Origin of the sequence: Burkholderia sp. SRS-25 (assembly GCF_004343765.1) — a bacterium.
In the GTDB taxonomy this organism is placed as follows: Bacteria; Pseudomonadota; Gammaproteobacteria; order Burkholderiales; family Burkholderiaceae; genus Burkholderia; species Burkholderia contaminans.
On record NZ_PTXM01000011.1, the window covers coordinates 263063 to 284998 of the forward strand.

Consider the following 21936-nt stretch of genomic DNA (forward strand, 5'->3'; position numbering starts at 1 on the left):
CGCACAGCGCCGGACGAGGGTGACGCCGGCCTGGGCGTGACAGTCGTTGCTATCGATCAAGCAGGGCATCGTGCGACGCAAAGCTCATGCGACATGTGGCATACGCGCGCGCTACGCAGGCACCATCACCGGCGGTGCACCGTCGCCGGTGTCCACCATCTTCACCGCGAATCCGTAGCACTGCGTGATATGGGCCGGCGTCATCACGTCGCGCGGCGTGCCGTGCGCGACGATCGTGCCGTCGGCGAGCATCGCGATCGTATCCGCGTGTCGCGCGGCGAGGTTCGGATCGTGCACGATCGCGAGCACGCCGAGCTGCCATTCGCGTGCAACGGCGCGTACGGTTTCGAACAGGCGGTGCTGATGTGACAGATCGAGCGCGGCGGTCGGCTCGTCGAGCAGCAGGTAGCGCGGGCCGCATTCCGTCGCTTCATCATCGGGCCACAGCTGCGCGAGCACGCGGGCGAACTGCACGCGCGCGAGTTCGCCGCCCGACAGCGTCGTCACGTCACGGCCGACGAGCGCATCGGCGCCCGCGCGTTCGAGCGCGCACCACGCGATCTCGCGATCGCGATGCGACGTCGCGGTGCTGCGCCGCGCATGCGGATAGCGGCCGAGCAGCACGATTTCGTCCACGCTGAACGGGAACGCCGGTTGCGCGGCTTGCGGCAGCACCGCGCGCAGGCACGCGAGCCGCGACGCGTCGATGCGTGCGAGCGGTTCGCCGTTCAGCGTGATGTCGCCGGCCACGCGCACGCCGTTCGGCGCGACGTTGCCGGTGAGTTCGCCGGCGAAAGTCTTCAGCAGCGTGCTCTTGCCCGCGCCGTTGCGGCCGAGCAGCGCGGTCACGCGGCCGGGTTCGATCGACAGCGACAGGTCGCGCAGGATCGCGTTGTGTCGACGGGTAACGTCGAGATGATGGGCGGTCAGCATGGTCGTCGTGAGGGAAGGTTAGCCGCCGAGCGCGCCGCGACTCTTCCACAGCAGCGCGAGAAAGAACGGTGCGCCGAGCAGCGCGGTCAGCACGCCGAGCGGAATTTCCGCGGGTGCGGCAACGGTGCGCGCGGCGAGATCTGCGGCGAGCGTCAGAAGCGCGCCGAACAGCGCGGCGCCGGGCAGCACGACGCGTTGATCGGGGCCGCACACGAGACGCACGCAATGCGGCGCGACGAGCCCGATGAAGCCGATGATGCCCGCGCACGACACCAGCGCGCCGACCGCGAGCGCGACCGCGACGAGCACGCGCCGCTTCAATCGCTGCACGGGCACGCCGAGATGCAGCGCCTCGGTTTCGCCGAGCTGCAATGCATTCAGCGCGTCGCGTTCACGCGCGAGCAGCGCACCGCCGATCGCGACGCACGGCGCGACGGCCGCCAGCGCGGACCATTGCGCGCCGCCGAGGCTGCCGAGGCTCCAGAAGGTCAGCGAGCGCAATTGCGCGTCGTCGGCGACGAACGTGAGGAGCCCGATCGCCGCGCCGACCAGCGCGTTGATCGCGATGCCGGCGAGCAGCAGCAGCGGCAGTGCGAGCCGGCCGCGCGACGCAGCGAGCCGGTAGACGAGGGCCGCGACCGCGAGCGCGCCCGCGAATGCGGCGACGGGCAACGCGGCTGCACTCACGTGCGCGGCAAAGAGCGTGGGGCCGAGCACGATCATCGTCGTCGCGCCGAGCGCGGCGCCGCTCGACACGCCGACGAGCCCCGGATCGGCGAGCGGATTGCGGAACAGCGCCTGCATCGCGGCGCCGGTCGCGCCGAAGCCGCCGCCGACCAGTAGCGCGAGCGCGACGCGCGGCGCGCGGATGTCGAACAGCACCGCACGCGCCTGATGTGCGGCCGCATCGCCGGTCAACGCGGCCCAGGCTTCCACGAGCGGAATGCGATAGGCGCCGACGCACAGCGCGACGACGGACATCGCGCACACGAGGCAGGCGAGCGCGGCCAGCGCGAACGGTGCGAAACGGCGCGACGTGCTGATGCGCGCGGCGCCGGAGCGCGATGCGGACGACGATGCGGGGAAAGGCGAAGCGTGAGCGGGCATCGGGGCAATCCGGAATCAGGCGAGCGCATCCGACAGGCGTCGGCGCAGGGTCGTGACGGCGAGCGGCAGGCGTGGGCCGAAGCCGAGCAGGAACAGCGCGTCGAGCGCCACCACACGCTGTGCGCGGCCGGCCGGCGTCGCGCCGAAGCCGGGCGTCGCGAGCAGCGCGGCGCGGCCGCCGACGGCCGCGAGCCCTTCGTCGGAGATCAGCACGATGTCGGGCGCGGTGGCTGCCAGCGCCTCGGTCGTCAGCGGCTTGTAGTGATCGAAGCCCTGCATCGCGTTGCGCGCGCCCGCGTAGCGGATCATCGCGTCGGCGGCCGTGCGCTGGCCGGCGACGAGCGCCTGGTTGCCGGTATGGTTCAGCACGAACAGCACGCGCGGCGGCGGCGCATCGCCGCGCGCACGGGCAGCGACCGCGTCGCGCGCGGCCTGCCAGTCGCGGTCGAAACGTTGCAGCAGCGTGGCGCCCGCATCGCGCACGTCGAGCGCCTGCGCGACGCCCGTGATCTTCGCGCGCACCGATTCGACGTCGTGGCGTTCATCGAACGTCGTTACTGCGACGCCGGCGTTCTTGACTTGCGCGATCGCGGTGGGCGGGCCGGCTTCCGCCGATGCGAGCACGAGATCGGGCCGCAGCGACAGCAGCCCCTCGGCTGACAGCGCGCGCTGGTAGCCGACCTTCGGCAGCCGCTTCGCGGCGTCGGGGTACGTGCAGGTGGTGTCGGCGCCGACGAGCCGGTAGCGCGGCGTTTCCGCGCCGCCGAGCGCGAACGCGGTTTCCGCGAGCGCGCCGCCGATCACGACCACGCGTTTGGGCGCGGCCTGCGCACCCCGGGCGAGCACGCTGCCGGGCAGCGCGCCCGCCAGCGTGCCGGCCGCCGCGCTCGCCAGCAGCGCGCGGCGGCGCGGATCGAACGGCCGCGCGCTCACCGCGCGCCTCCGCGTGCCGCGGCCGGCAGCGTCGCGACGAGCGCGCGCCAGTCGTCACGTTCGACCTTGCCGGGCTTGCGTTCGCCGAACAGCAGTGCGACGTGGTCGCCTTGCCGATCGAACAGCTCGAGCGACGTGACGATGCCGTCGCTCGTCGGCTTCTTCACGACCCACGCGGCGGCGATCAGGTCCTCGCGCACATGCAGGTTGAAACCCGGGTCGAGCACGTTGATCCACGCACCGACCTCGCGCACGTTCGCGACGGGGCCCGTATGGATCTGGATCATCCCCGCGTTGCCGACGAACACCATGATCGGCTGGCCGCTTTCCGCCGCCTGCTGAAGCACGTGACGCAGCGCATGCGCGGTTTCGACCGGATACGCGTATTGCGGATCGGCGAGCCGCAGCGCCTGCATGCGGCTCACGCCGAAGCGTTGCGTGATGCCGAAGAACTGATGCGTGTCGGTCATCGCGTCCCAAGCGGCACGAAAGCCCGCGACGTCGATCTCGGTGTCGGCGCGCTCGGGCGTTTTCGGCTTGGCGGGCGCGACCTCGAGGCCCGGCTCCTGCGACGGCGCTCGCCAGCGCTCGACGAACGCGTCGTACGCGGCGTGGTCGCTGTGCGCGCGCAGGTAGACCTTGTGGATCGCATGGCCCTGCCCGTCGAAGAACTGCAGGCTCTTCAGCGGACCGTGTGCGGTCTCGTCGCGCACCGCGAACGCCGACACCCAGTGACGATAGAAGATGCGCAGGTCGATATCGCCGAGCGCGAGGCCGACGGGGCCGTCGTGGCTCATCTGCGCGTATTCGCCGTCCTTCTCGTGGACGGCCGTGTCGTTGCGCGTGAGCGCCATCACGCGGCCGAGGCGCGGCATTTCCTCGAACATCGCCGGAAAGTGCGCGTCGAGCCGCACGACGTGCTCGCCGACGAACGCGGCGAGCGCCTCGCCTTCGCTGACGCCGAGCGCCTGCGCGACGTCACGGTTGCGCAATTGGCGCTCGGTCTTGAGCTTGATGAACGCGTCGCGCAGCGCGGCAGCGGCGCGGGCCGGCGTGGCCGATTGACCGGGAAGGGCGGATTGCATCATGTCGGACTCCTTCAAGTAGCGGTTGGGGTGGCAGCGCGGGCGGCGCGCATCAGAAATCCACTTTCATGCTGACGGCGACCGTGCGTCCGGACGACGTGTACGCATCGAGCACCTGCGAATCGGCTGCGATGCCGCGCACGTCCGACCAGTTCCAGTATTTGCGGTCGAACAGATTGCGGATGCCGATCGTCGCGCTCACGTGCTTGTTGAAGCGGTAGCCGCCGCGCAGGTCGACGACGAGCGACGACGGCGGCGAGAAGCACGCCTTGTTCGAGCAGTCGGACTTGTCGATGTCCTTGTCGCGTTTCGCGGCCTGGAACAGCAGGTCGGTCTGCACGTACCAGCGTTCGGTCGGCTCGTAGCGCACGCCGAACACGGCCGAGAACGGGTTGACGGTGTTCAGCGGCTGGCTGGCCGCGCCGTCGTTCTGGGTCGAGCCTTTCGTGAACGCCATTGCCGTCTTCAGCGTGATGCCGTTCGGCATCACCCATTCCGCGCGGCCTTCGAGGCCGTGAATGCGCGCGTCGGCGAAGTTCACGTACTGGAACACGAACGGGTCGGTTGGCCGGCCGCTGCCGGCGATCGTCGTGCGCGAGATGAAGTTGCGGTAGCGGCCCGTGAACGCGGCGGCGCTGTAGCGTACGACGCCGTAACCGGTGCCGGCCTTGCCGCGCAAGCCGGCTTCGAACGTATCGCTCGTCTCGGGCTTCAGGTTCGGATTGCCGATCGACGTGTAGCCGTACACCGGGTTCGAAAAGCTGCTGTTCACCTGGTCGGGCGTCGGCGCGCGGAAGCCGTGCGCGTACTGCACGTACGGAATGACGGCGGGCGTGATCTCGTAGAGTACGGCGACGCGCGGCGACAGTTCGTTCGCGCTCGTCGACACGGCCTTGCCGGTGAACAGCGGATCGTTCCCGGTCGGGCTCAGCCGGTACGTGTCGAAGCGCAGGCCCGGCGTGACGAGCAGGCGGCCGTAGCCGATCTGGTCCTGCACGAACGCGCCGAACAGCGTGTAGTCGGTGTCGGGGAAGGCCTTGTTCGGGAACGCCTCGCCGACGCCCGGCACCGTGCCGTCGCGCATGTTCGTCACGCGCGACACGCTGCCGTCGATGCCATACAGCAGCTTGTGCGCGAACGGGCCGGTCGCGAAGCCGCTTTCGGCGAACGCGGCGCCGCCGAACGTGCGCTCCTTGTACTGGTTGTCGCGCGAACGCGAAGCCGCCCGGCCGCGCGTCTCGAACGCGTACTGGTCCTGCTTCGCGTCCTGGTAGTAGAACTGCACGTGCGCGGTCTGGAACCAGCGGAACGCGTCGTCGTGGAAGTCGTAGTCGACGCTGAAGCGGTTGCGCTCGAGCCGGTCGTAGGTCGTGAGGCCGAGCGTGGTCGGCGGGCTGATCGCCGACAGCACGTCGGTGCTCACGCGGCGCTGCACCGTTTCGGCGGTGAACTTGATCGTGTCGCGCGTGGTGGGCGTCAGCACGAGCTTGCCGAGCAGCGATTCCGAATAGACGTCCTGCGGGTTCGACGTGGTGCGCAGCGTGCTCGCCGAGTTGTTGCTGCCGCGCGTGTCGACCTCGTGGCCGCGCCGGCCGTCGGCGATGATCATCCCCTGCACGCGATCGTTGCCGCCCGCGGCCGACACGGTCGCGCCGATGCTGCGGTCGGCCGAGTCGTAGCTCGGCCGGAACGAGAAGTAATAGGGCTTGTTGTAGATCGACAGCAGGTCGCGCGGATCCTTCGTGATGAAGTTCACCGCGCCGGTCAGGCCGTCGCTGCCGTACAGCGCCGAGGCCGGCCCGCGCAGGATCTCGATGCGCTTGAGCGTGTCGAGATCGGCGTAGTCGCCGCGCCCCGCTTCGAGCGGGCCGAACGAAAACGCATTCGGCAGGCGGATGCCGTCTTCCATCAGCAGCACGCGATTGCCTTCGAGGCCGCGGATGTTGATGCTCGAATCGCCGTCGCGGCCGCCGCCGAGCGCGGCGCTGCCGGGCCGGTACGCGGTGCGGCGCACCGTGACGCCCGGCTCGTAGCGCAGCGCGTCCTTGATGTTGGTGGCCTGCTGCTCTTCGAGATCCTCGTCGGTGATCACCGCCACGGACGCCGCCGTGCGGCTCGCGGCCGTGGCGGTGCGGTTGGCCGTGACGGTGACGGGATCGAGCAGCGCCGCGTCGCCGCGCGTGGACGCGGCGACGAGGAGGGCGGCAGGCGGGTTGGCGCCTTGCGGCGTCGAATCGGCGTGAGCCGTGGCGGCGGACAGGCCGAACGCGCCGAACAGCGCGGCACAGATCGGCCGCCGCGCCAGCGTATAGCAATGCACAGGTGGTCTCCCATTGACGATGACAAGCCCGAAGGCTGGCTGGGTGACGCGTTCACCTGGCTGGCCCGCCCGCGCATGGAAGGCGGCGAGCGGCGAATTGAAAGGCAACTGATAACTTTACCAGTGTAAATGAGAATTATTATCAATACAAGAGCGGAAAGCGGCTCGCGTGGGTGAGCGCTTACCTGCGCGGCCCGGGCGAGCCACGGCGGGAAATTCGGGAAAAACGCGGCCCTAGGCCAGCGCTTCGATGCGGATCAGCAGGTTGCGCGCATGCGTGATGAACGCGTCGTGCGTCGCGCGATCACCGTGGCCTTCGAGGCCGGCCTGCTCGGCGAACGCGATCTGTTCGGTGTAGAGGTCGACGAGCACGCGGCGCGCGTCAGGGGGAAGCGCGCGGATCATCGACACGATCAGCAGTTCCTGCGCGCGAAGCGTGCCGGACAGCGTCTGGACGTTCATGCTGGCCTCCATCGGACGATGCGGCGGCGAGCCGCTCTTTCCATACTAGGCGGTCGGCGTACGCAGCGCAGGCGCGGTGTTGGCGACGAGGAGGTGGAATGCGCTTCGACGGGGTAATCGACGGTGCCGTTGCGCGGCGCGAAACGCGCCGCGCGTGCCTGGCGCACCGCGAATCGAAGCGTGCAGGGAGGCTAACGGAATCAGCCGGCCGCTTTCGCGGCCTGCGCATCGCGCACGACCTGCGCGACGCGTTCGACGAACTCGACGTCGACGCTCGACAGCGCTTCGCGCTTGCCGTCGGGCATCTCGACCATCAGGCGATACGTGACGTCCTGCGTGGCCCATGCGAGATAGCCGACGACGCCGAGCATCACGCCGACGACGAGCGCGGCGCTCGATCCGGCGATGCCGCCTGCGACGGCGGTGGCCGCGCCGATCAGCGAGATCAGCGACGGTACGAGGCGGTTCTTCGGAATCTTGACGACGTCGACCTGGCGGATGTCACGGAGTGCGAATACCTGCCCGGCGGCCGACAGGCCGTTGCGCGTGATCATCACGCCACGTTCGTTGAATGCGTTTTCCATCGTGTGTTGCGTGGACGAAAACGCGCAGCGTAGCAGGTTTCGTTGCGGCATCAAACGAGACCGACTGCCGCACGATGCGTGCGGCGCGGGTGAAACCAGGGAAGCGGATGGAGCGGGAAGGCGTTCAGAACTGCAGGCGGCCGTCGCCGTAAAGCCGGCCCGGCACGTGCGAGGCGACCACTTCGGCGATCTCTTCGTCAGTCGATTCGGCCGGCACGATCTGGCGTCGCGCGGGCGCGTCGAGATGCATCGTCCATTCGACGAGACGATACGGCCGTCCCCACGGACGCTGCATTTCGACCGATACGCGGCAGCTCTGGACCGGCATCGAGTGTTGGCACGTCAGAATCGCGTGCAGATGGCTGAAAACGGTATCTTCGATCATCATGGCCTCCGATCCTGTCTCGTCTTGTGGGCAATCGATGGCGGCGCCGTCGGCGGTTCAAAAAAAAAGCCGCCGATGTTCAGGCGGCCAACAGGGGGGGTGAGAGCATCCTCTCAGCCCAGAATTAAGCGAAACTTAAAAGCACATAAAAAAGCGCCCCGCGTGGAGCGGGGCGCTTCTTGCCGTCGTGATCCGCGAGTTAAGCGGATGCTTTAGAACTTGTGACGGATGCCGACGCGAGCGGCGAGCTGGTTCGACGAACCCGTCCCCGACGTGCTGAAGTAGCTCGTGCTCGAGCCGATCTGCGCTTGCACGTTGTTGCCCGACGCCTTCTGGTAGATCACCAGGCCGTACACGTCCGTACGCTTGCTGAGTGCGTAGTCGAGCCCCAGGTTGCCTTGGTTCCAGTGCGCCGAGTTGCCGCTCTGCGTTGCGTTCGTGTACGTGTAGCCTGCTGCTGCCGACAGGGCCGGCGTGATCGCGTACTTCAGGCCTGCTTCGTATGCGTTGTAGAACGTGCCCGATGCGCCGGCAGCGATCGGGGTGAACTGCGTGCGCGTCCACAGTGCCCATGCCGTTGCCGGGCCGAAGACGTAGCGGCCGCCGACGCCGTACGTGCGCAGGTCGCGGATGTTGGTCAGTGCGATGTTCGCGATCGACGTCGAGAACGCCGGCGTTGCCTGGCTCGGGAAGCGGATGTCCGTGTACGCGGCGCCCAGCGAGAACGGGCCGTTCGCGTAGTTCAGGCCGAAGCTGTAAGCGCGCGACGAGCCGACGGTGTTTGCGGCGCCCGTGCCGTTTGCGCCGGCGAAGTCCGTCGAGTTCGAGAAGCCGTACAACGCGCCGAACGTGAAGCCCGAGTAGTTCGCGCTCTGGAACTTCACCGAGTTGTTGATGCGGCTCGACGTCAGCTGGTCGATGTCGTTCACGTGGTAAGCGTAGTTACCCGCGACCGTGTTGCCACCCGTCGAGTAGTTCGAGCCGAGGATGTCGGTCGAGAACGAGTACTGGCGGCCGAACGTGACCGTGCCGTATTGCGTCTGGCTCAGGCCGACGTAAGCCTGGCGGCCGAAGATCGCGCCACCCTGGCCGAGCGTGCCGTTGCCGCTGTTGAAGCCGTTTTCGAGCACGAAGATCGCCTTCAGGCCGCCACCGAGGTCTTCGGTGCCGCGCAGGCCCCAACGGCTGCCCTGGGCCACGCCGTCGTCGTACTTGAACAACTTGCCGCTGCCGGTAGCGGTCTTGCTGTGGTTCACGTAGCTGATACCGGCATCGATGACGCCGTAGAGGGTCACGCTGCTTTGTGCATGAGCTGCGCCGGTCGTTGCTGCCAGGACGGCGATGGTCAACAGTTTCTTGTTCAAAGGATTCTCCGAGCGAATAAATGGCGTGTCCAGTTGCGGTTCCGGCGCTCTCTATGGGCGCTTTCACGGACCGGCGGCAACTTTATCGAGGGGCCACGTAATGAATATGACAGCGACTGTCATATGAAGAATGTGTGGCGTCGATGCGACATCGAATTCTGCCCGCTTGTATAGCCGGTGGTTATACCGATTCAGACTGAGATTCGGTCGGAAGCAGGAATATGCACATGAAATAAGCTTGGTTGGTGGCGTTCCGGCCCCATGCCACGATCCGTGTTCCAACAAACGACACGGGACAAGAGGTCACCATGCGACGTTCATTCCTGACCGGCCTCGGCGCACTCGCCGCCGCGCTGGCATTCGCGGCGCCCGGCGCGCACGCCGATCCGCAAACGCTCAAGATCGGCACGATGAGCGGCCCCGACGCGCAGATCTGGACCGAGGTGACGAAGGTCGCCGCGCGCGAAGGCCTCGCGATCAAGGTCATCGAATTCAACGACTACGTGCAGCCGAACGCCGCGCTCGATTCCGGCGATCTCGACGCGAACGGATTCCAGCACCAGCCGTTCCTCGACAGCCAGATCAAGCAGCGCGGCTACAAGATCGTCAACGTCGGGCTCACGTACACGGCGCCGATGGGTTTCTACTCGAAAAAGCTCAAGTCGCTGAAGGACTTGCCGGTGGGGGCGAAGGTAGGGATCCAGAACGACCCGTCGAACGGCAACCGCGCGCTGTTGCTGCTGCAGAAGTACGGGGTGATCAAGCTGAAGCCGGGCGTCGGCGCGAACGGCGTGAACGCGACGCCGCTCGACATCGCCGAGAACCCGAAGAAGATCAAGATCGTCGAGCTTGATTCCGCGCAACTGCCGCGCGCGCTGCCCGACGTCGATGCCGCGTCGATCAACACCGACTACGCGGTGAAGGCCGGGCTCACGCCGGTGAAGGATGCGATCGCGATCGAGGATCTGCGCGGGCCGTACGCGAACCTGATCGCGGTGCGCGCGCAGGACAAGGACAAGCCGTGGGTGAAGAAGCTCGTCGCGGCCTATGAATCGGACGACGTGCGCAAGTTCATCGACCAGAAGTTCGGCGGTGCGATCGTACCGGCGTTCTGAACGTTTTCACGTACCGCATGGCCGGATCTCGACGATCCGGAAAGCAAATCGCCCGCGCAAGCGGGCGATTTCGTTGGTGCGGGTGGGTGAACGCGATGCGCGCCGTGCTCCGGCGCGCGGGCCGCTCAGGCCGACAGCAGCGAACCGGTGCGGATCGCAGTCGCGCCGGCAATCCGCGCGACTTCCATGCCGGCCGTCGCGAAGCGCACGATCTGGCGCGCGTACAGCACGCCGGACACGCTGCTCTTCAGCGTGACGACGCGATCGGTCAGCGGATCGACGATGTCGGCCACGGCCTGGCCGGCCTCGATCATCACGCCCACCGGCGTGCGGAACACGATCACGCCCGACACCGGCGCGACGAGCGGATCGGTGCCCGCGAGCGGCGTGGCCGGATGGGCGAGCGGCGGCAGCGGCGCCGGCGTGCCGTCGACGACACCGCGCTCGGTCAGGTATTCGACGATCGCCTGTGCGTCCTTTTCGGCGAACTCGTACGACACGTCGCGCTCGCTGCGCAGTTCGATCGTGACGGAAATCGCGCCGTTCGGGATCGGGAAGCGGTCGCCGAAGCGGTTGCGCAGGTCCGACCAGCAGAAGCTGTGGATTTCGTCGAACGGGTTGCCGACCGAATTCAGCGCGAGCAGCGACGCCTGTGCGTCGAGGTAGCGCGACAGCGGCTCGACGTCCGGCCACAGATCGGGATTCGTGTAGAGGTGCATCACCGCATCGCTGTCGCAGTGCAGGTCGAGCACGATGTCGGCGTCGAACGACAGCTTCTGCAGTGCGAGGCGCTGCGAGTCGAGCTCGGTGCGCGGCTTCTGCTCGTCGAGCGCTTCGCGCATCGCGGCGCGCACGGCGACGAGGTTGTGCTGCGCGTCGTTCGTCAGGCGGTGTTCGACACGTGGCAGCACGAGCGCCGCGAGATCGTAGAAATTGCGGTTGAAGTTCTGCATCGAGCCGAGCTCGAAGCGGCCGAGGTGATCGCCGAACACATGTTGCGACAGGCCGATCGGGTTCGGCACAGGCACGATGACGACTTCGCCGCGCAGCTTGCCGGCCGTCTCGAGTGCGGCGATCTTGCGGCGCAGGAGCGTGGCGACCAGCATGCCGGGCAGTTCGTCCGCGTGCAGCGACGACTGGATATAGACCTTCTTGCCGCCGCGCGGGCCGTAGTGAAAGCTCGTGATCTGGCGTTCGGTACCGACGGCGGGGGAAATCAGCGGATGGGTCTGCGTTTGCATGATGGGGGAGTGCGGCGCAGCCGCGAATGATCCGGTGTGCGTGGAAGATCGATTGTACGTTGCCTTCCTCGCCGCCATCAAACCGGCGCCAGAACACGCCGATTCTCGTTGAGAATCATCAGGTTGGGGCGGAAAAAATAACGCTGCCGGCGCCGCGGGCGAAAAAAAACGGGCTCCTTGCGGAGCCCGTTCGTGCCGAAGCGAAGCGTGCGCTTGGCTGGCGGATTACTTGCCGTAGACGTCGAAATCGAAGTACTTCTTCGCGATCTTGTCGTACGTGCCGTCCTTGCGCATGCCGGCGATCGCGCCGTCGATCTTCGCCTTCAGGTCGGTGTCTTCCTTGCGCAGGCCGATGCCGGCGCCGTTGCCGAGCGTCTTCGGATCGTCGATGTCCTTGCCGGCGAAATCGAAGTTCGCGCCGCGCGGCGTCTTCAGGAAGCCGATTTCAGCCTGCACCGCGTCCTGCAGCGCACCGTCCAGACGGCCCGAGATCAGGTCGGCGTAGACCTGGTCCTGGTTCTGGTAAGGCACGACGTTCACGCCCTTCGACGCCCAGTACGTCTTCGCATAGGTTTCCTGGATCGTGCCCTGCTCGACGCCCACCGACTTGCCCTTCAGCGATTCGGCCGTCGGCTGCAGGCCGGTGCCCTTCTTCGTGACGAGGCGCGTCGGCGTGTTGAACAGCTTCGCCGAGAAGGCGATCTGTTCCTGACGCGCCGGCGTCATCGACATCGACGACAGCACGCCGTCGAACTTGCGGGCCTTCAGTGCCGGAATCATCCCGTCGAAGTCGTTTTCGATCCACACGCACTTCGCGTTCATGCGGCGGCAGATTTCGTTGCCGAGGTCGACGTCGAACCCGACCACCTTGCCGTCAGCGCCTTTCGATTCGAAAGGCGGGTAGCTTGCGTCGACGCCGAACCGCACGGTCGTCCAGTCCTTCGCATACGCGGTGCCTGCCGATACGGCGAGCAGGGCTACGGTCACAGCCGCAAGAATCTTTTTCACTCGGTGACTCCTCGTTTTGTTCGATGGGTGCGCGGTTGTGCCGCGCCGTAAGCCTTCGGCCCGGCGCGGCTTCGCGTCGGACAGTCCGTTTCGCCCGCCCGATGGGGGCGCGCGACGTGCGGAAGATTATCAAGACAAAATACCGGCGGGGCGCCTAGGACAAGCCCCGATACCGGGCCCGGCGGCGGCGCGCGACAGGCGACGCCGTTTCAGACACAGGAACGATTCAGCCGAGCGTTTCGTTGACCGCGCGCTGCAGGCACGTGACGAATTGCGTGACGGCGGGCGTGGGCAGCAGGTCGCGCCGCGCGATGATCGACAGGTCGAAACGCGGCATGCTTTCGTCGAGTTCGGCCGTGCGGATGCCCAGCGGCGCGACCATCTCGGCGAGCGGGCGCGTGAAGCAGCCGATCACGTCCGAGCGCGCGACGAGCCCGAGCGTCACCGCGAACGACATCGGCGAGCGCAGCAGACGTTTGGGCAGCGGCAGCCCGTGCGCCTCGAACATCCCGACCATCACGCTGTGCGGAAACTGCTCGGCGCCGACGGTGACGATCCACTCGGCATCGAGCAATTCCTCTAACCGGCGCGCATGCGCAAGCGGGTGGCCTTCGCGCATCACGACGGTGAATTCGGTCGACAGCAGCGGCAATTGCGTGAAATCGCGGTCGAGTGCGGGCACATGGTGCATCGCAGCGATGTCGAGCGTGCCGTTGCGCAATTGCGCGAGCGCGTCGGGCACCGTCACTTCCTCGAGATGCAGGCTCACGTTCGGCATCGACTGGCGGAACGCCGTCACCGCGCGCGGCAGCGCGGTCAGCGCGATCGACGGCATCGTGCCGACCGCCACGCGCCCCGACATCTCGCCCTTCACCTGCTCGACGGCCTCGACCGTGCGGCGGATGTCGCCGAGCAACTGCTCGGCGCGCGGCAGCAGCGCATGGCCGCACGCGGTCAACTCGACGCCGCGTACGCTGCGCGCGAGCAGCTCCGCGTTGAGCGCCGTTTCGAGCTCGCGGATCGTATGCGTGATCGCGGGCTGCGTGACGCCGAGTTCGCGCGCGGCGGCGCGCAGGCTCTTGTGATGCGCGGCGGAGACGAACGCCTGGAGCTGCGCGAGGTTCAGGGGGTTGCGGATGCGGGTCATCGATCGGGTCCGGTTGGCGCGACGTTGTGGCGGGCGATGGGATGTGGCGGCATTCGGTAGCGATCCTGACGGTTGCGTGCGCAGGGTTTCGTGCCGACAGGGCGAGGCATCGCGAGCCGCGACGGCGATCGTCGTCGGGCTGGTCGTGATCAAGCCGTTTTGATGCGGATAGCCCGCGCGTGCCGCAATGGCAGGTGCGGGGAGGCCCTACGCCAGCGCCATTTCGACAGCCGCGAGCGTGCGGCGCCGAATCCAGCCGCTCGCCATCCGGATTGCAAGCCAATACGGCATGAACAGCAGCCGCGTGCGGGCGGTCGGGCAATGCACGAAGGTTTCGGTGCGCAGCAGGTGCGCACCCGACGCGAGCCCGACGACTTCGAAGCGGAGCACGAGCTTCGCATCGCGCGGGTCGTCATGCTGCACGAATGCGGCTGCGTCGGCGATCTTCACCACGCCGAGGTCCGGGCGCCAGAAGCGGCCGATCAGGCCGAGCGACAGCGACGTCTCGTCGCGCTGCAGCCGCGTGAATGCGTGGAGGCCGAAGCGTTCGCGTTCGCCGCGCGGGGTGCCGGGGCGCAGCGACGCGGCAACGGCCGCCGGGAATTCGCGGACGTTGAGCAGGGCGTCGACGATCGGATCCGTGCGCATGTCGAGCGCGGTGACCGTGTCGATGATGCGCGCCGGCGCGGCCTCGATCGGCTTCGATTCGTGCACTTCGTGGAAGCCGAACGACGGGATGAACGGCGGCTTGTGTGCCGACGTCCGGGTGCTCGATTCGGAGACGATGCCGAGCGCGTTCATGGGGGCTCCTGAAGGCAAAGCCCGATCGTAGCACCGGGGGCGGATTCGCGCCGCGCCGGTTTCGCGATACGCGGTTGCACGGCGCCGCTTCGACAAAAAAAGCCTGGAAACTTGCGTTCCCAGGCCTGGAGACCATCAACGATGATGGTGGAGGAGACGATGCCGTCCCGATGCGCGCCGTCCTTCTGCCGGCGACGTCGCGCACGATTCGCGGTCAGATCGCCCAGCCGCCGAGATAGAACGTGACGAGCACGGCTGCGATGAGCACGGTGCCGACGTTGAGCTTGCGGAATTCGCCGCTGGCGATGCGGCCGATCACGAGCGTCGAGAAGCCGAGCATGATGCCCGTCACGATGTTCGCGGTCAGCACGATGAACACCGCGCACACGAGGCCCGACATCGCGTCGACCATGTCGTCCATGTGCAGCTTGCTCACGCTGCCGAGCATCAGCAGGCCGACGTACATCAGCGCCGGTGCGGTGGCGTACGACGGCACGAGGCCCGCGAGCGGCGAGAAGAACATCACGACGAGGAACAGCAGGCCGACCACGGCAGCCGCGAGGCCGGTCTTCGCGCCGGCGGCCACGCCGACGCTCGACTCGATGTAGGCCGCCGCCGGTGCACCGCCAAGGAAGCCGGAGAAGATCGAGCTGATCGAATCGGCGGTCAGCGCACGGCCGCCGTTGATGATGCGACCGTTCTCGTCGAGCTGGCCTGCCTGGCCCGCCACTGCGCGGATCGTGCCGGTCGCGTCGAACACGGCGGTCATCACCAGCGCCAGCACGCTCGGCAGCACGGCCATCGACAGCGCGCCCTTGATGTCCATCGCGCCGATCAGCGACGCATGGCCCGGTGCGCTCAGCGACGGCAGCGCGAAGATGCCGTGGTACTTGACGCCCGGATCGAAGACCAGGCCGAAGATCGAGATCGCGATCACGACGAGCAGGATGCCGCCCGGCACACGACGCTTTTCGAGACCGAAGATCGCGGCGAGGCCGATGACCGACATGATGACCGGGAACGCGGTGATCTGGCCGAGCGAGACCGGCAGGCCCGCGCCCGGGTTCTTGATCACGAGGCCGACGTCGTTCGATGCGATCAGCAGCAGGAACAGGCCGATGCCGATCCCGGTGCCGTGCGCGACGCCCGCGGGCAGGTTGCGCAGGATCCATGAACGCACGCCGGTGACGGAAATGCCGGTGAACACGAGGCCCATCAGGAACACGGCGCCGAGCGCGACCGTCGGCGACAGCCCCTTGCCGAGCACGAGGCCGAACGCGGTGAACGCGGTCAGCGAGATCGCGCAGCCGATCGCGATCGGCAGCTTCGCCCACAGGCCCATCAGCAGCGAACCGAACGCGGTCGTGAGGCAGACCGCGACGAACACGGCGCTCGTGTCGAAGCCGGCCTTGCCGAACATGCCGGGCACGACGAACACGGAATAGACCATCGCGAGGAAGGTCGTGACGCCGGCAATGATCTCGCGGCGCTGCGTGCTGCCGCGCGACGAAATGCCGAAGTACCGGTCGATGACTCCCTTGGTGCCAAAGTCAGTTTCTTCCGCGCCGACGCCGACCGTCGGCTGCACCGGGGTATCACTCATGAGCTTGCTCCTTTATCAGCATGCTGAAACGGCCCGTAGCGAACCGTCGTCAGGGTGTCTCGTATCTGGTTGGGATTGTCGGCAACGTCGTGGGGACGAATGACGCGTGATCCGTGTCGTTACGTGTGAATCGAAACGATCGCGAGGGTGTCGCGTCGTGCGACGCGTTGTGGTGTCGACCCCGTCACGTGTGCTTTGCCGTAGCGAAGGTTAGGCGAAGCGCCCATCACGTCCCATTGGGGGAAGAGCATGCAGCGCATGTCTCAGCGCTTATATCGGCGTGCAACGGGGCTTCGTCGTGTCGACACGCGTGTATACGCCTAGTTCGAATCCGTTAAGGCGATTATTTGAATGCGGGGTCGACGGGCAGGGGGAAGCGGGAGATGCATCGAAAATTACAAGTGTCTTTCGGGGTGGCCGGGCAGGCCGGTGGAAACAGGGGCCGGTGGCGGGGTCCGCCGTCGCGCGCAACCTGCATCCGGACGATGGCGCCATCGCGCAGGGGCGGTTTTCGTCGTCGCCCCCGGCCTCAATTGTGCGCGAGATGGTCGAGATAGGCGCGGAACATGTCGGCCATCGCGTTCGAATACGCGGCGATTTCATCGGGGGAGCGCTCGCTTTCCGAAAACGCCTTGCCGGCCGCGGTGAGCGTGGTGGTGATCAGGTCGCATGCCAGTTCGCGCGTGGCGTCCGGTGCAGCGGGCAGCGCCTCGCGCATGAACGCCTGGAAGATGCGGTTGCCGGCCGCCTTGGCTTCCCGTGCCTCGGGCGCGTTGCGATAGAGCGGCGCGGCGTCATCGAGTGCGATGCGCATCCGCGCCTCGTCGCATTCCGAACGGATGAACGCGTGAACGGCCGTGCGCAGCCGCTCGGGCGGTGTCCGCTTCACGTCCTCCAGCATCCCGCGCAGCATCTCGGCCGTCTGCCGCCACTCGTCATGCTGCAGCCGGAACAGCACGGCCGCCTTGTTCGGGAAGTACTGGTACAGCGAGCCGACGCTCACGCCGGCGCGCTCGGCGACCCGCGCCATCGTGAAGCGCTGCGCGCCTTCGCTCGCCAAAACCTGAACAGCGGCCTGCAGGACGTCCTCGACGAGCTGGGTCGAGCGAGCCTGCTGAGGCTGTTTGCGCGTGGCAATCCGGGCGTTCGAGCGGTCGGTCATGAGTGGCTGGCCAATGCGAATAGTAAAACATGAATAGTTCGTCATATTCTAAACAGGTGCAACGACGCACTCAACCTGAACCCGGAGATTCGCATGACCACCCTGACGCTCGACCCGCTGGCCTCGCTGCTGGCACGCCTGTTCGACGAGGCCGACGCTTCGTCGCCCGCCGCGAGCCCGGACTTCGCCAGCCTGTCGCGCGACGAGCAAGCGCGGCTGATGCGCAGCAAGACCGAATACACCGATCTGTATGCGCGCCTGAAGGACTATCCGCTCGCCGTGTCGCGCGAGACGGGCACGCTGTTGTACATGCTCGCGCGCAGCGGCGGCGCGCGGTCGATCGTCGAATTCGGCACGTCGTTCGGCATTTCGACGCTGCACCTCGCGGCCGCGCTGCGTGACAACGGCGGCGGCCGGCTGGTCACGAGCGAATTCGAGCCGTCGAAGGTCGTGCGGGCGCGGGCGAACCTGGCAGCGGCCGGGCTGGCCGATCTCGTCGAGATCCGCGAGGGCGATGCGCTGCGCACGTTGGCCGCCGATCTGCCGGATTCGGTCGACCTGCTGCTGCTCGACGGTGCGAAGGCGCTGTATCCGGAGGTGCTTGCTCTCGTCGAGCACCGGCTGCGGCGCGGAGCGTTCGTCGTTGCAGACAATGCCGATTTCAATCCCGACTATCTCGCTTACGTGCGCGCGCCGGAGAACGGCTATCTGTCGGTGCCGTTCGGTGGCGATGTCGAGTTGTCGATGCGGATCGGCTGAGCTTTGCGGTACCTGATGACTGCGCGCATCCGACCATCAAGGAAAGGACAACTGATCGATGCGATGCGGGCAGTGGACGAAGCCGCAGCGGCGCCCGGCGCTTCGGGCGCCGTCGTGTGTTATTTCAGGAACACGTAGCGCGCGAAATACGGGAAGCGGCCGACCGCATGCTCGGTCGAACATGCTGCATCCGGCGGCATGCCGCCCGCGGTATCGAGCCGCTGCACGAAGCGCACGCCGGCGAGCGAGCCGGCCGTGGCCTTCGCGTCCGTTGCGGCCGGTGTCGCCGCGAGCAGGAGTTGCGGAATGCTGCCGGCGCGCGCGCTCGGCGCTTCCGCGAGTTTCTTGCCGGTAATGCGGCTGCCGTCGAGCGCTTCCCATGATGGCCCGGCACCGTGCCGGACGACGAGCGTGCCGCTCGCGTCGAACAGCATCGCCTCCGGGTGCTGGAACACCCACACGAGCTTGTGTCCGGCATCGTAGTCGCACGTGTAGACCTGTAGGCCGGCCGCAGTCGTCGACAGCACGGGCGTGGCCGGCTGGGGCGGCGCGAGGCCGGCGTCGTCGGCGCGGGCGGACGACGCGCAGAAGGCGAGTGCAACGCAGGCCATGGCGGCCGGTAGCATGGGGCGTTTCGGGAAGCGGCTTCGCATGGCGAGGCATCCTTTCGGGTCGGGTGACGGGTATACGTCGACGAACCCGTAAACGCTAGACGCCAATTGCGCCGGCTGCAATGCGCAAATGGCAATCGTGGCGATAGCCGTTGCAATTGCGTGCGGCCCGGGATGCGCGGCCGTTGGTTGACGCGGCCGCGCATCCCCGATTCAACCTCAATCCCGGCCGACCGGTGTCGGTGCCTGCGCGGCAATCAGGCGTTCGGCCTTCAGCGTATCCCACAGTTCGGCAGGGATCGACACCGCCGCGAGACGCAGGTTGTCGTCGATGCGATCGGGCCGGCTTGCGCCGGGGATCGTGGCCGCGACGGCCGGGTGCGCGAGCGAGAATTGCAGCGCCACCGCGCGGACATCGACGCCGAATCGTTCGCAGATCCGGCGGATGCGCGCGACGCGGTCGAGCATGGCCTGCGTGGCTGGCTGATACTCGTAATGGGTGCCGCCCGCCAGCACGCCCGAGTTGTACGGGCCGCCGACGATGATCCCGAGCCCGCGCGCGGCGCTTTCCGGCATCAGCCGTTCGAGCGCGCCCGCATGGTCGAGCAGCGTGTAGCGCCCGGCGAGCAGAAAGCCGTCGGGGTCCGCGCGTTCGAGCGCGAGTTCGCACGGCTCGATGCGGTTCACGCCGAGGCCCCAGCCCTGGATCACCTTCTCGTCGCGCAGCCGCGTGAGCGCCCTGGCCGCGCCCGACATCGCGATGTCGAACACGTCGCGCCATGCGTCGCCGTGAAAGTCGACGGCCGGGTCGTGAATCCACACGGTGTCGAGCCGGTCGGTGCGCAGCCGCTCGAGGCTCGCGTCGATCGAGCGCAGCGTGCCGTCCTCGGTGTAGTCGTAGACGATCCGGTTCGGCAGCCCGTGGCGGAACAGGCCGCCTTTTTCGCCGAGATCGCGTTGCGATGCATCCTCGTGTTCGTCGAGCACGAGCCGGCCGACCTTGGTGCCGAGCGAATACGCGTCGCGCGGGCGCCCCGCGAGCGCTTCGCCGAGGCGCAGCTCGGCGAGGCCGGCGCCATACAGCGGCGCGGCGTCGAAGTAGCGGATACCGCTGTCCCACGCTGCGTCGACCGTGGCCAGCGCTTCTTCGTGCGGGATGTCCCGGTACATGTTGCCCAGCGGCGCGGTGCCGAAACCCAGGCGGGAAGGGAGCGAGATTCTCATGAGCAGTCCCGGGTATGCCGGCTCAGGCCGCGGCCTGGGCCAGCGTCGGATAGTCGGTCAGCCCGCGCTCGCCGCCGCCGAACAGCGTGTTGCGGTCGTGCGGCGCGAGCGCGGCACCGGTGCGCAGCCGCTCGGGCAGGTCGGGGTTCGCGACGAACGGGCGGCCGAACGCGACGAGGTCGGCCCAACCGGCGGCGATTGCTTCGCGTGCGCGCTCGGCGGTGTACGCGCCGGCATAGATCAGCACGCCGGGGAACGCGGCGCGCAGTTGCCGCTTGAATTCGACCGGCATCAACGGTGCGTCGTCCCAGTCGGCTTCCGCGATGTGCAGGTAGCCGATGCCGAGTTCGCCGAGCAGCTTTGCAGCGGCCAGGTAGGTCGTTTCCGGATCGTCGTCGACGCAGCCGTTCAGCGTCGTCAGCGGCGCGAGGCGGATGCCGACGCGCGACGCGTCGCCCGTGCCGTCGATCAGCGCCAGCGTGACTTCGCGCAGGAAGCGCAGCCGGTTTTCGAGCGAACCGCCGTACGCATCGGTGCGCGTGTTGGCGTTCGAGTCGATGAACTGGTTCACGAGATAGCCGTTCGCGCCGTGCAGCTCGACACCGTCGAAGCCGGCCTCGATCGCATGGCGCGCGGCGGCGCGGTATTGATCGACGATCTCGCGGATCTCGTCGATCGTCAGCGCGCGCGGCTCGGACGCCTGCACGAAGCCCGGCGTGCTGCCGTCTTCACCGGCGATGAACACGTTCACGCCTTTCGCCTGGAGCGGCGACGACGATACGGGCTGCCGGCCACCGAGCAGGCTCGTGTGGCTCAGCCGGCCGACGTGCCACAGCTGCGCGAAGATCCGGCCGTGCGCGGCATGCACGGCGTCCGTCACCTTGCGCCAGCCGGCCACCTGCGACGGCGTGTGAATGCCGGGCGTCCACGCGTAGCCCTTGCCGAGCGGCGCGATATAGGTGCCTTCGCTGACGATCAGGCCCGCGCTCGCGCGCTGCGCGTAATACGCGGCCATCAGTTCGTTGGCTTCGTCGCCGGGCTGGCTGGCGCGCGAGCGCGTCATCGGCGGCATCACGATGCGGTTCGGCAGCGTCTGCGCGCCGAGTCGCAGCGGTTGAAAAAGCGGATCCTGGGTCATGGAGATGTCCTGTCGGTGCCGCGGCCCGCGGGCCGCGGCGAATCAAATGTGAGTGGCGGGTGGTGCGGTCAGTCCCACTTCGGCGCGAGGCCGGCCGGGTCGACTTCGCGGCCGTTGCGTTCGAGCGCGGCGATCTGCGCCATGTCTTCGTCGGTCAGGCGCAGCGTCTGTGCGAGCAGGTTGCTCGCGAGGTTCTCGCGCTTCGTCGACGACGGGATCACCGAGTAGCCGAGCTGCAACGCCCACGCGAGCGCGACCTGGGCGGGCGTCGCGTCGTGACGCCGCGCGATCGCACCGATCACCGGATCGCCGAGCACCTTGCCGTACGCGAGCGTCATGTACGACGTGACGTGGATGCCTTCGGCGTTCAGGAACTCGACGAGCTTGCGGTTCTGCAGGTACGGGCTCAGCTCGATCTGGTTCGTCGCGATGGCGTCCTTGCCGACGGCCGCGATCGCTGCCTTCGTCAGTGCGATGTTGAAGTTCGAGATGCCGATCCGGCGCGTGAGGCCCTGCGCCTTCGCGTCGGCGAGCGCGGTCATGAACGTGTCGAGCGCGACGCCGTTGTCGGGGGCCGGCCAGTGGATCAGCGTCAGGTCGACGTGGTCGGTGCGCAGCTTGCGCAGGCTGTCCTCGAGGCTCGGCACGAGCTTGTCCGGCGCGTAGTTGTCGACCCAGATCTTGGTCGTGAGGAACAGGTCGTCGCGGTGCACGCCCGACGCGGCGATCGCTTCGCCGACTTCGGCCTCGTTGCCGTAGATCTGCGCGGTGTCGATCGCGCGGTAGCCGACTTCGAGGCCGTTGCGCACCGAGTCGATGACGGTCTGGCCTTGCAGGCGGAACGTACCGAGGCCGAATGCGGGAATCTTGTTCATCAAGTGCTCCTGGGAAAGTGGAACGGGTTCGATATGGGTGTCATTCTGGCGTTCCGGATTGATGAGATAAACGCCGTCT

Annotated in this window: 21 protein-coding genes; 2 read left to right on the top strand and 19 right to left on the bottom strand. The window is 67.5% G+C overall.

What is annotated here, in order from left to right; genetic code table 11:
- Nucleotides 1-111: 111 nt before the first annotated feature.
- From C5O79_RS17790 to C5O79_RS17830, 9 genes are all read right to left on the bottom strand, one after another.
- Entirely contained in the window at nt 112-933 is an 822-nt protein-coding gene (locus tag C5O79_RS17790) for a heme ABC transporter ATP-binding protein (RefSeq protein ID WP_131931529.1), read from the bottom strand.
- Nucleotides 934-951: 18 nt separating this feature from the next.
- Complete coding sequence (locus C5O79_RS17795; protein WP_122476989.1) at nt 952-2040, bottom strand: iron ABC transporter permease; 1089 nt, start codon at nt 2038-2040, stop codon at nt 952-954.
- Nucleotides 2041-2055: 15 nt separating this feature from the next.
- Nucleotides 2056-2973, bottom strand: a complete 918-nt coding sequence (locus C5O79_RS17800) for a helical backbone metal receptor (protein WP_122476987.1) — start codon at nt 2971-2973, stop codon at nt 2056-2058.
- Nucleotides 2970-4061, bottom strand: a complete 1092-nt coding sequence (locus tag C5O79_RS17805; protein ID WP_046548647.1) for a hemin-degrading factor — start codon at nt 4059-4061, stop codon at nt 2970-2972. The genes C5O79_RS17800 and C5O79_RS17805 overlap by 4 nt, the downstream gene beginning before the upstream one ends.
- Before the next feature lie 49 nt (nt 4062-4110).
- The gene (locus C5O79_RS17810) at nt 4111-6378 is read right to left on the bottom strand and encodes a TonB-dependent hemoglobin/transferrin/lactoferrin family receptor (RefSeq protein ID WP_122476985.1); all 2268 of its coding nucleotides are present in this window, start codon (nt 6376-6378) and stop codon (nt 4111-4113) included.
- Nucleotides 6379-6612: 234 nt separating this feature from the next.
- Complete coding sequence (locus tag C5O79_RS17815) at nt 6613-6840, bottom strand: hypothetical protein (RefSeq protein ID WP_046549469.1); 228 nt, start codon at nt 6838-6840, stop codon at nt 6613-6615.
- Nucleotides 6841-7040: 200 nt separating this feature from the next.
- Nucleotides 7041-7424, bottom strand: coding sequence for a DUF6232 family protein (locus C5O79_RS17820; RefSeq protein WP_122476982.1), 384 nt, complete (start codon nt 7422-7424; stop codon nt 7041-7043).
- A 124-nt stretch (nt 7425-7548) separates the two neighbouring features.
- On the bottom strand, nt 7549-7809 hold the full coding sequence (locus C5O79_RS17825; protein ID WP_011353838.1) for a DUF2866 domain-containing protein: 261 nt from the start codon (nt 7807-7809) through the stop codon (nt 7549-7551).
- Between the two features lie 212 nt (nt 7810-8021).
- The gene (locus tag C5O79_RS17830) at nt 8022-9173 is read right to left on the bottom strand and encodes a porin (RefSeq protein ID WP_122476980.1); all 1152 of its coding nucleotides are present in this window, start codon (nt 9171-9173) and stop codon (nt 8022-8024) included.
- A 308-nt stretch (nt 9174-9481) separates the two neighbouring features.
- On the opposite strand from C5O79_RS17830, the gene C5O79_RS17835 reads away from it, so the two are divergent.
- On the top strand, nt 9482-10288 hold the full coding sequence (locus C5O79_RS17835) for a MetQ/NlpA family lipoprotein (protein ID WP_046548644.1): 807 nt from the start codon (nt 9482-9484) through the stop codon (nt 10286-10288).
- Between the two features lie 125 nt (nt 10289-10413).
- Here C5O79_RS17835 and C5O79_RS17840 read toward each other — a convergent pair whose 3' ends face one another.
- From C5O79_RS17840 to C5O79_RS17865, 6 genes are all read right to left on the bottom strand, one after another.
- The gene (locus tag C5O79_RS17840) at nt 10414-11529 is read right to left on the bottom strand and encodes a succinylglutamate desuccinylase/aspartoacylase family protein (protein WP_039349914.1); all 1116 of its coding nucleotides are present in this window, start codon (nt 11527-11529) and stop codon (nt 10414-10416) included.
- A gap of 225 nt (nt 11530-11754) precedes the next feature.
- Nucleotides 11755-12537 (bottom strand): ABC transporter substrate-binding protein, encoded by a 783-nt coding sequence (locus C5O79_RS17845; protein ID WP_046548643.1) that lies wholly within the window; start codon nt 12535-12537, stop codon nt 11755-11757.
- A 226-nt stretch (nt 12538-12763) separates the two neighbouring features.
- Nucleotides 12764-13684 (bottom strand): LysR substrate-binding domain-containing protein, encoded by a 921-nt coding sequence (locus C5O79_RS17850; RefSeq protein WP_046548642.1) that lies wholly within the window; start codon nt 13682-13684, stop codon nt 12764-12766.
- A 207-nt stretch (nt 13685-13891) separates the two neighbouring features.
- Nucleotides 13892-14485 (bottom strand): hypothetical protein, encoded by a 594-nt coding sequence (locus C5O79_RS17855; RefSeq protein WP_122476977.1) that lies wholly within the window; start codon nt 14483-14485, stop codon nt 13892-13894.
- 214 nt (nt 14486-14699) lie between these two features.
- Nucleotides 14700-16088, bottom strand: coding sequence for an NCS2 family permease (locus tag C5O79_RS17860; protein ID WP_046548640.1), 1389 nt, complete (start codon nt 16086-16088; stop codon nt 14700-14702).
- Nucleotides 16089-16617: 529 nt separating this feature from the next.
- Nucleotides 16618-17295, bottom strand: coding sequence for a TetR family transcriptional regulator (locus C5O79_RS17865; RefSeq protein ID WP_122476975.1), 678 nt, complete (start codon nt 17293-17295; stop codon nt 16618-16620).
- Between the two features lie 48 nt (nt 17296-17343).
- On the opposite strand from C5O79_RS17865, the gene C5O79_RS17870 reads away from it, so the two are divergent.
- Nucleotides 17344-18009 carry an O-methyltransferase gene (locus C5O79_RS17870; protein WP_122476972.1) on the top strand — a complete coding sequence of 222 codons (666 nt, stop codon included), beginning with the start codon at nt 17344-17346 and terminating at the stop codon, nt 18007-18009.
- Nucleotides 18010-18128: 119 nt separating this feature from the next.
- Here C5O79_RS17870 and C5O79_RS17875 read toward each other — a convergent pair whose 3' ends face one another.
- The 4 genes from C5O79_RS17875 to dkgB form a co-directional block, all read right to left on the bottom strand.
- The gene (locus tag C5O79_RS17875) at nt 18129-18662 is read right to left on the bottom strand and encodes a DUF3455 domain-containing protein (RefSeq protein WP_047851272.1); all 534 of its coding nucleotides are present in this window, start codon (nt 18660-18662) and stop codon (nt 18129-18131) included.
- Between the two features lie 177 nt (nt 18663-18839).
- Nucleotides 18840-19844: an aldo/keto reductase gene (locus C5O79_RS17880; RefSeq protein WP_122476969.1), complete on the bottom strand. Its 1005-nt coding sequence runs from the start codon at nt 19842-19844 to the stop codon at nt 18840-18842.
- A gap of 22 nt (nt 19845-19866) precedes the next feature.
- A complete protein-coding gene (locus tag C5O79_RS17885; protein WP_122476967.1) occupies nt 19867-20982 on the bottom strand; it encodes an alkene reductase in 1116 nt (371 codons plus the stop codon).
- Between the two features lie 68 nt (nt 20983-21050).
- Nucleotides 21051-21857, bottom strand: a complete 807-nt coding sequence (gene dkgB, locus C5O79_RS17890) for a 2,5-didehydrogluconate reductase DkgB (protein WP_122476964.1) — start codon at nt 21855-21857, stop codon at nt 21051-21053.
- Between the last annotated feature and the right edge of the window lie 79 nt (nt 21858-21936).

Bases quoted from the DNA above. Each gene is read 5' to 3' on its own strand.
- C5O79_RS17790 (WP_131931529.1), bottom strand. From the start codon at position 933: ATGCTGACCGCCCATCATCTCGACGTTACCCGTCGACACAACGCGATC.
- C5O79_RS17795 (WP_122476989.1), bottom strand. From the start codon at position 2,040: ATGCCCGCTCACGCTTCGCCTTTCCCCGCATCGTCGTCCGCATCGCGC.
- C5O79_RS17805 (WP_046548647.1), bottom strand. From the start codon at position 4,061: ATGATGCAATCCGCCCTTCCCGGTCAATCGGCCACGCCGGCCCGCGCC.
- C5O79_RS17815 (WP_046549469.1), bottom strand. From the start codon at position 6,840: ATGAACGTCCAGACGCTGTCCGGCACGCTTCGCGCGCAGGAACTGCTG.
- C5O79_RS17820 (WP_122476982.1), bottom strand. From the start codon at position 7,424: ATGGAAAACGCATTCAACGAACGTGGCGTGATGATCACGCGCAACGGC.
- C5O79_RS17825 (WP_011353838.1), bottom strand. From the start codon at position 7,809: ATGATCGAAGATACCGTTTTCAGCCATCTGCACGCGATTCTGACGTGC.
- C5O79_RS17835 (WP_046548644.1), top strand. From the start codon at position 9,482: ATGCGACGTTCATTCCTGACCGGCCTCGGCGCACTCGCCGCCGCGCTG.
- C5O79_RS17840 (WP_039349914.1), bottom strand. From the start codon at position 11,529: ATGCAAACGCAGACCCATCCGCTGATTTCCCCCGCCGTCGGTACCGAA.
- C5O79_RS17850 (WP_046548642.1), bottom strand. From the start codon at position 13,684: ATGACCCGCATCCGCAACCCCCTGAACCTCGCGCAGCTCCAGGCGTTC.
- C5O79_RS17855 (WP_122476977.1), bottom strand. From the start codon at position 14,485: ATGAACGCGCTCGGCATCGTCTCCGAATCGAGCACCCGGACGTCGGCA.
- C5O79_RS17860 (WP_046548640.1), bottom strand. From the start codon at position 16,088: ATGAGTGATACCCCGGTGCAGCCGACGGTCGGCGTCGGCGCGGAAGAA.
- C5O79_RS17865 (WP_122476975.1), bottom strand. From the start codon at position 17,295: ATGACGAACTATTCATGTTTTACTATTCGCATTGGCCAGCCACTCATG.
- C5O79_RS17870 (WP_122476972.1), top strand. From the start codon at position 17,344: ATGACCACCCTGACGCTCGACCCGCTGGCCTCGCTGCTGGCACGCCTG.
- C5O79_RS17875 (WP_047851272.1), bottom strand. From the start codon at position 18,662: ATGCGAAGCCGCTTCCCGAAACGCCCCATGCTACCGGCCGCCATGGCC.
- C5O79_RS17880 (WP_122476969.1), bottom strand. From the start codon at position 19,844: ATGAGAATCTCGCTCCCTTCCCGCCTGGGTTTCGGCACCGCGCCGCTG.
- C5O79_RS17885 (WP_122476967.1), bottom strand. From the start codon at position 20,982: ATGACCCAGGATCCGCTTTTTCAACCGCTGCGACTCGGCGCGCAGACG.
- dkgB (WP_122476964.1), bottom strand. From the start codon at position 21,857: ATGAACAAGATTCCCGCATTCGGCCTCGGTACGTTCCGCCTGCAAGGC.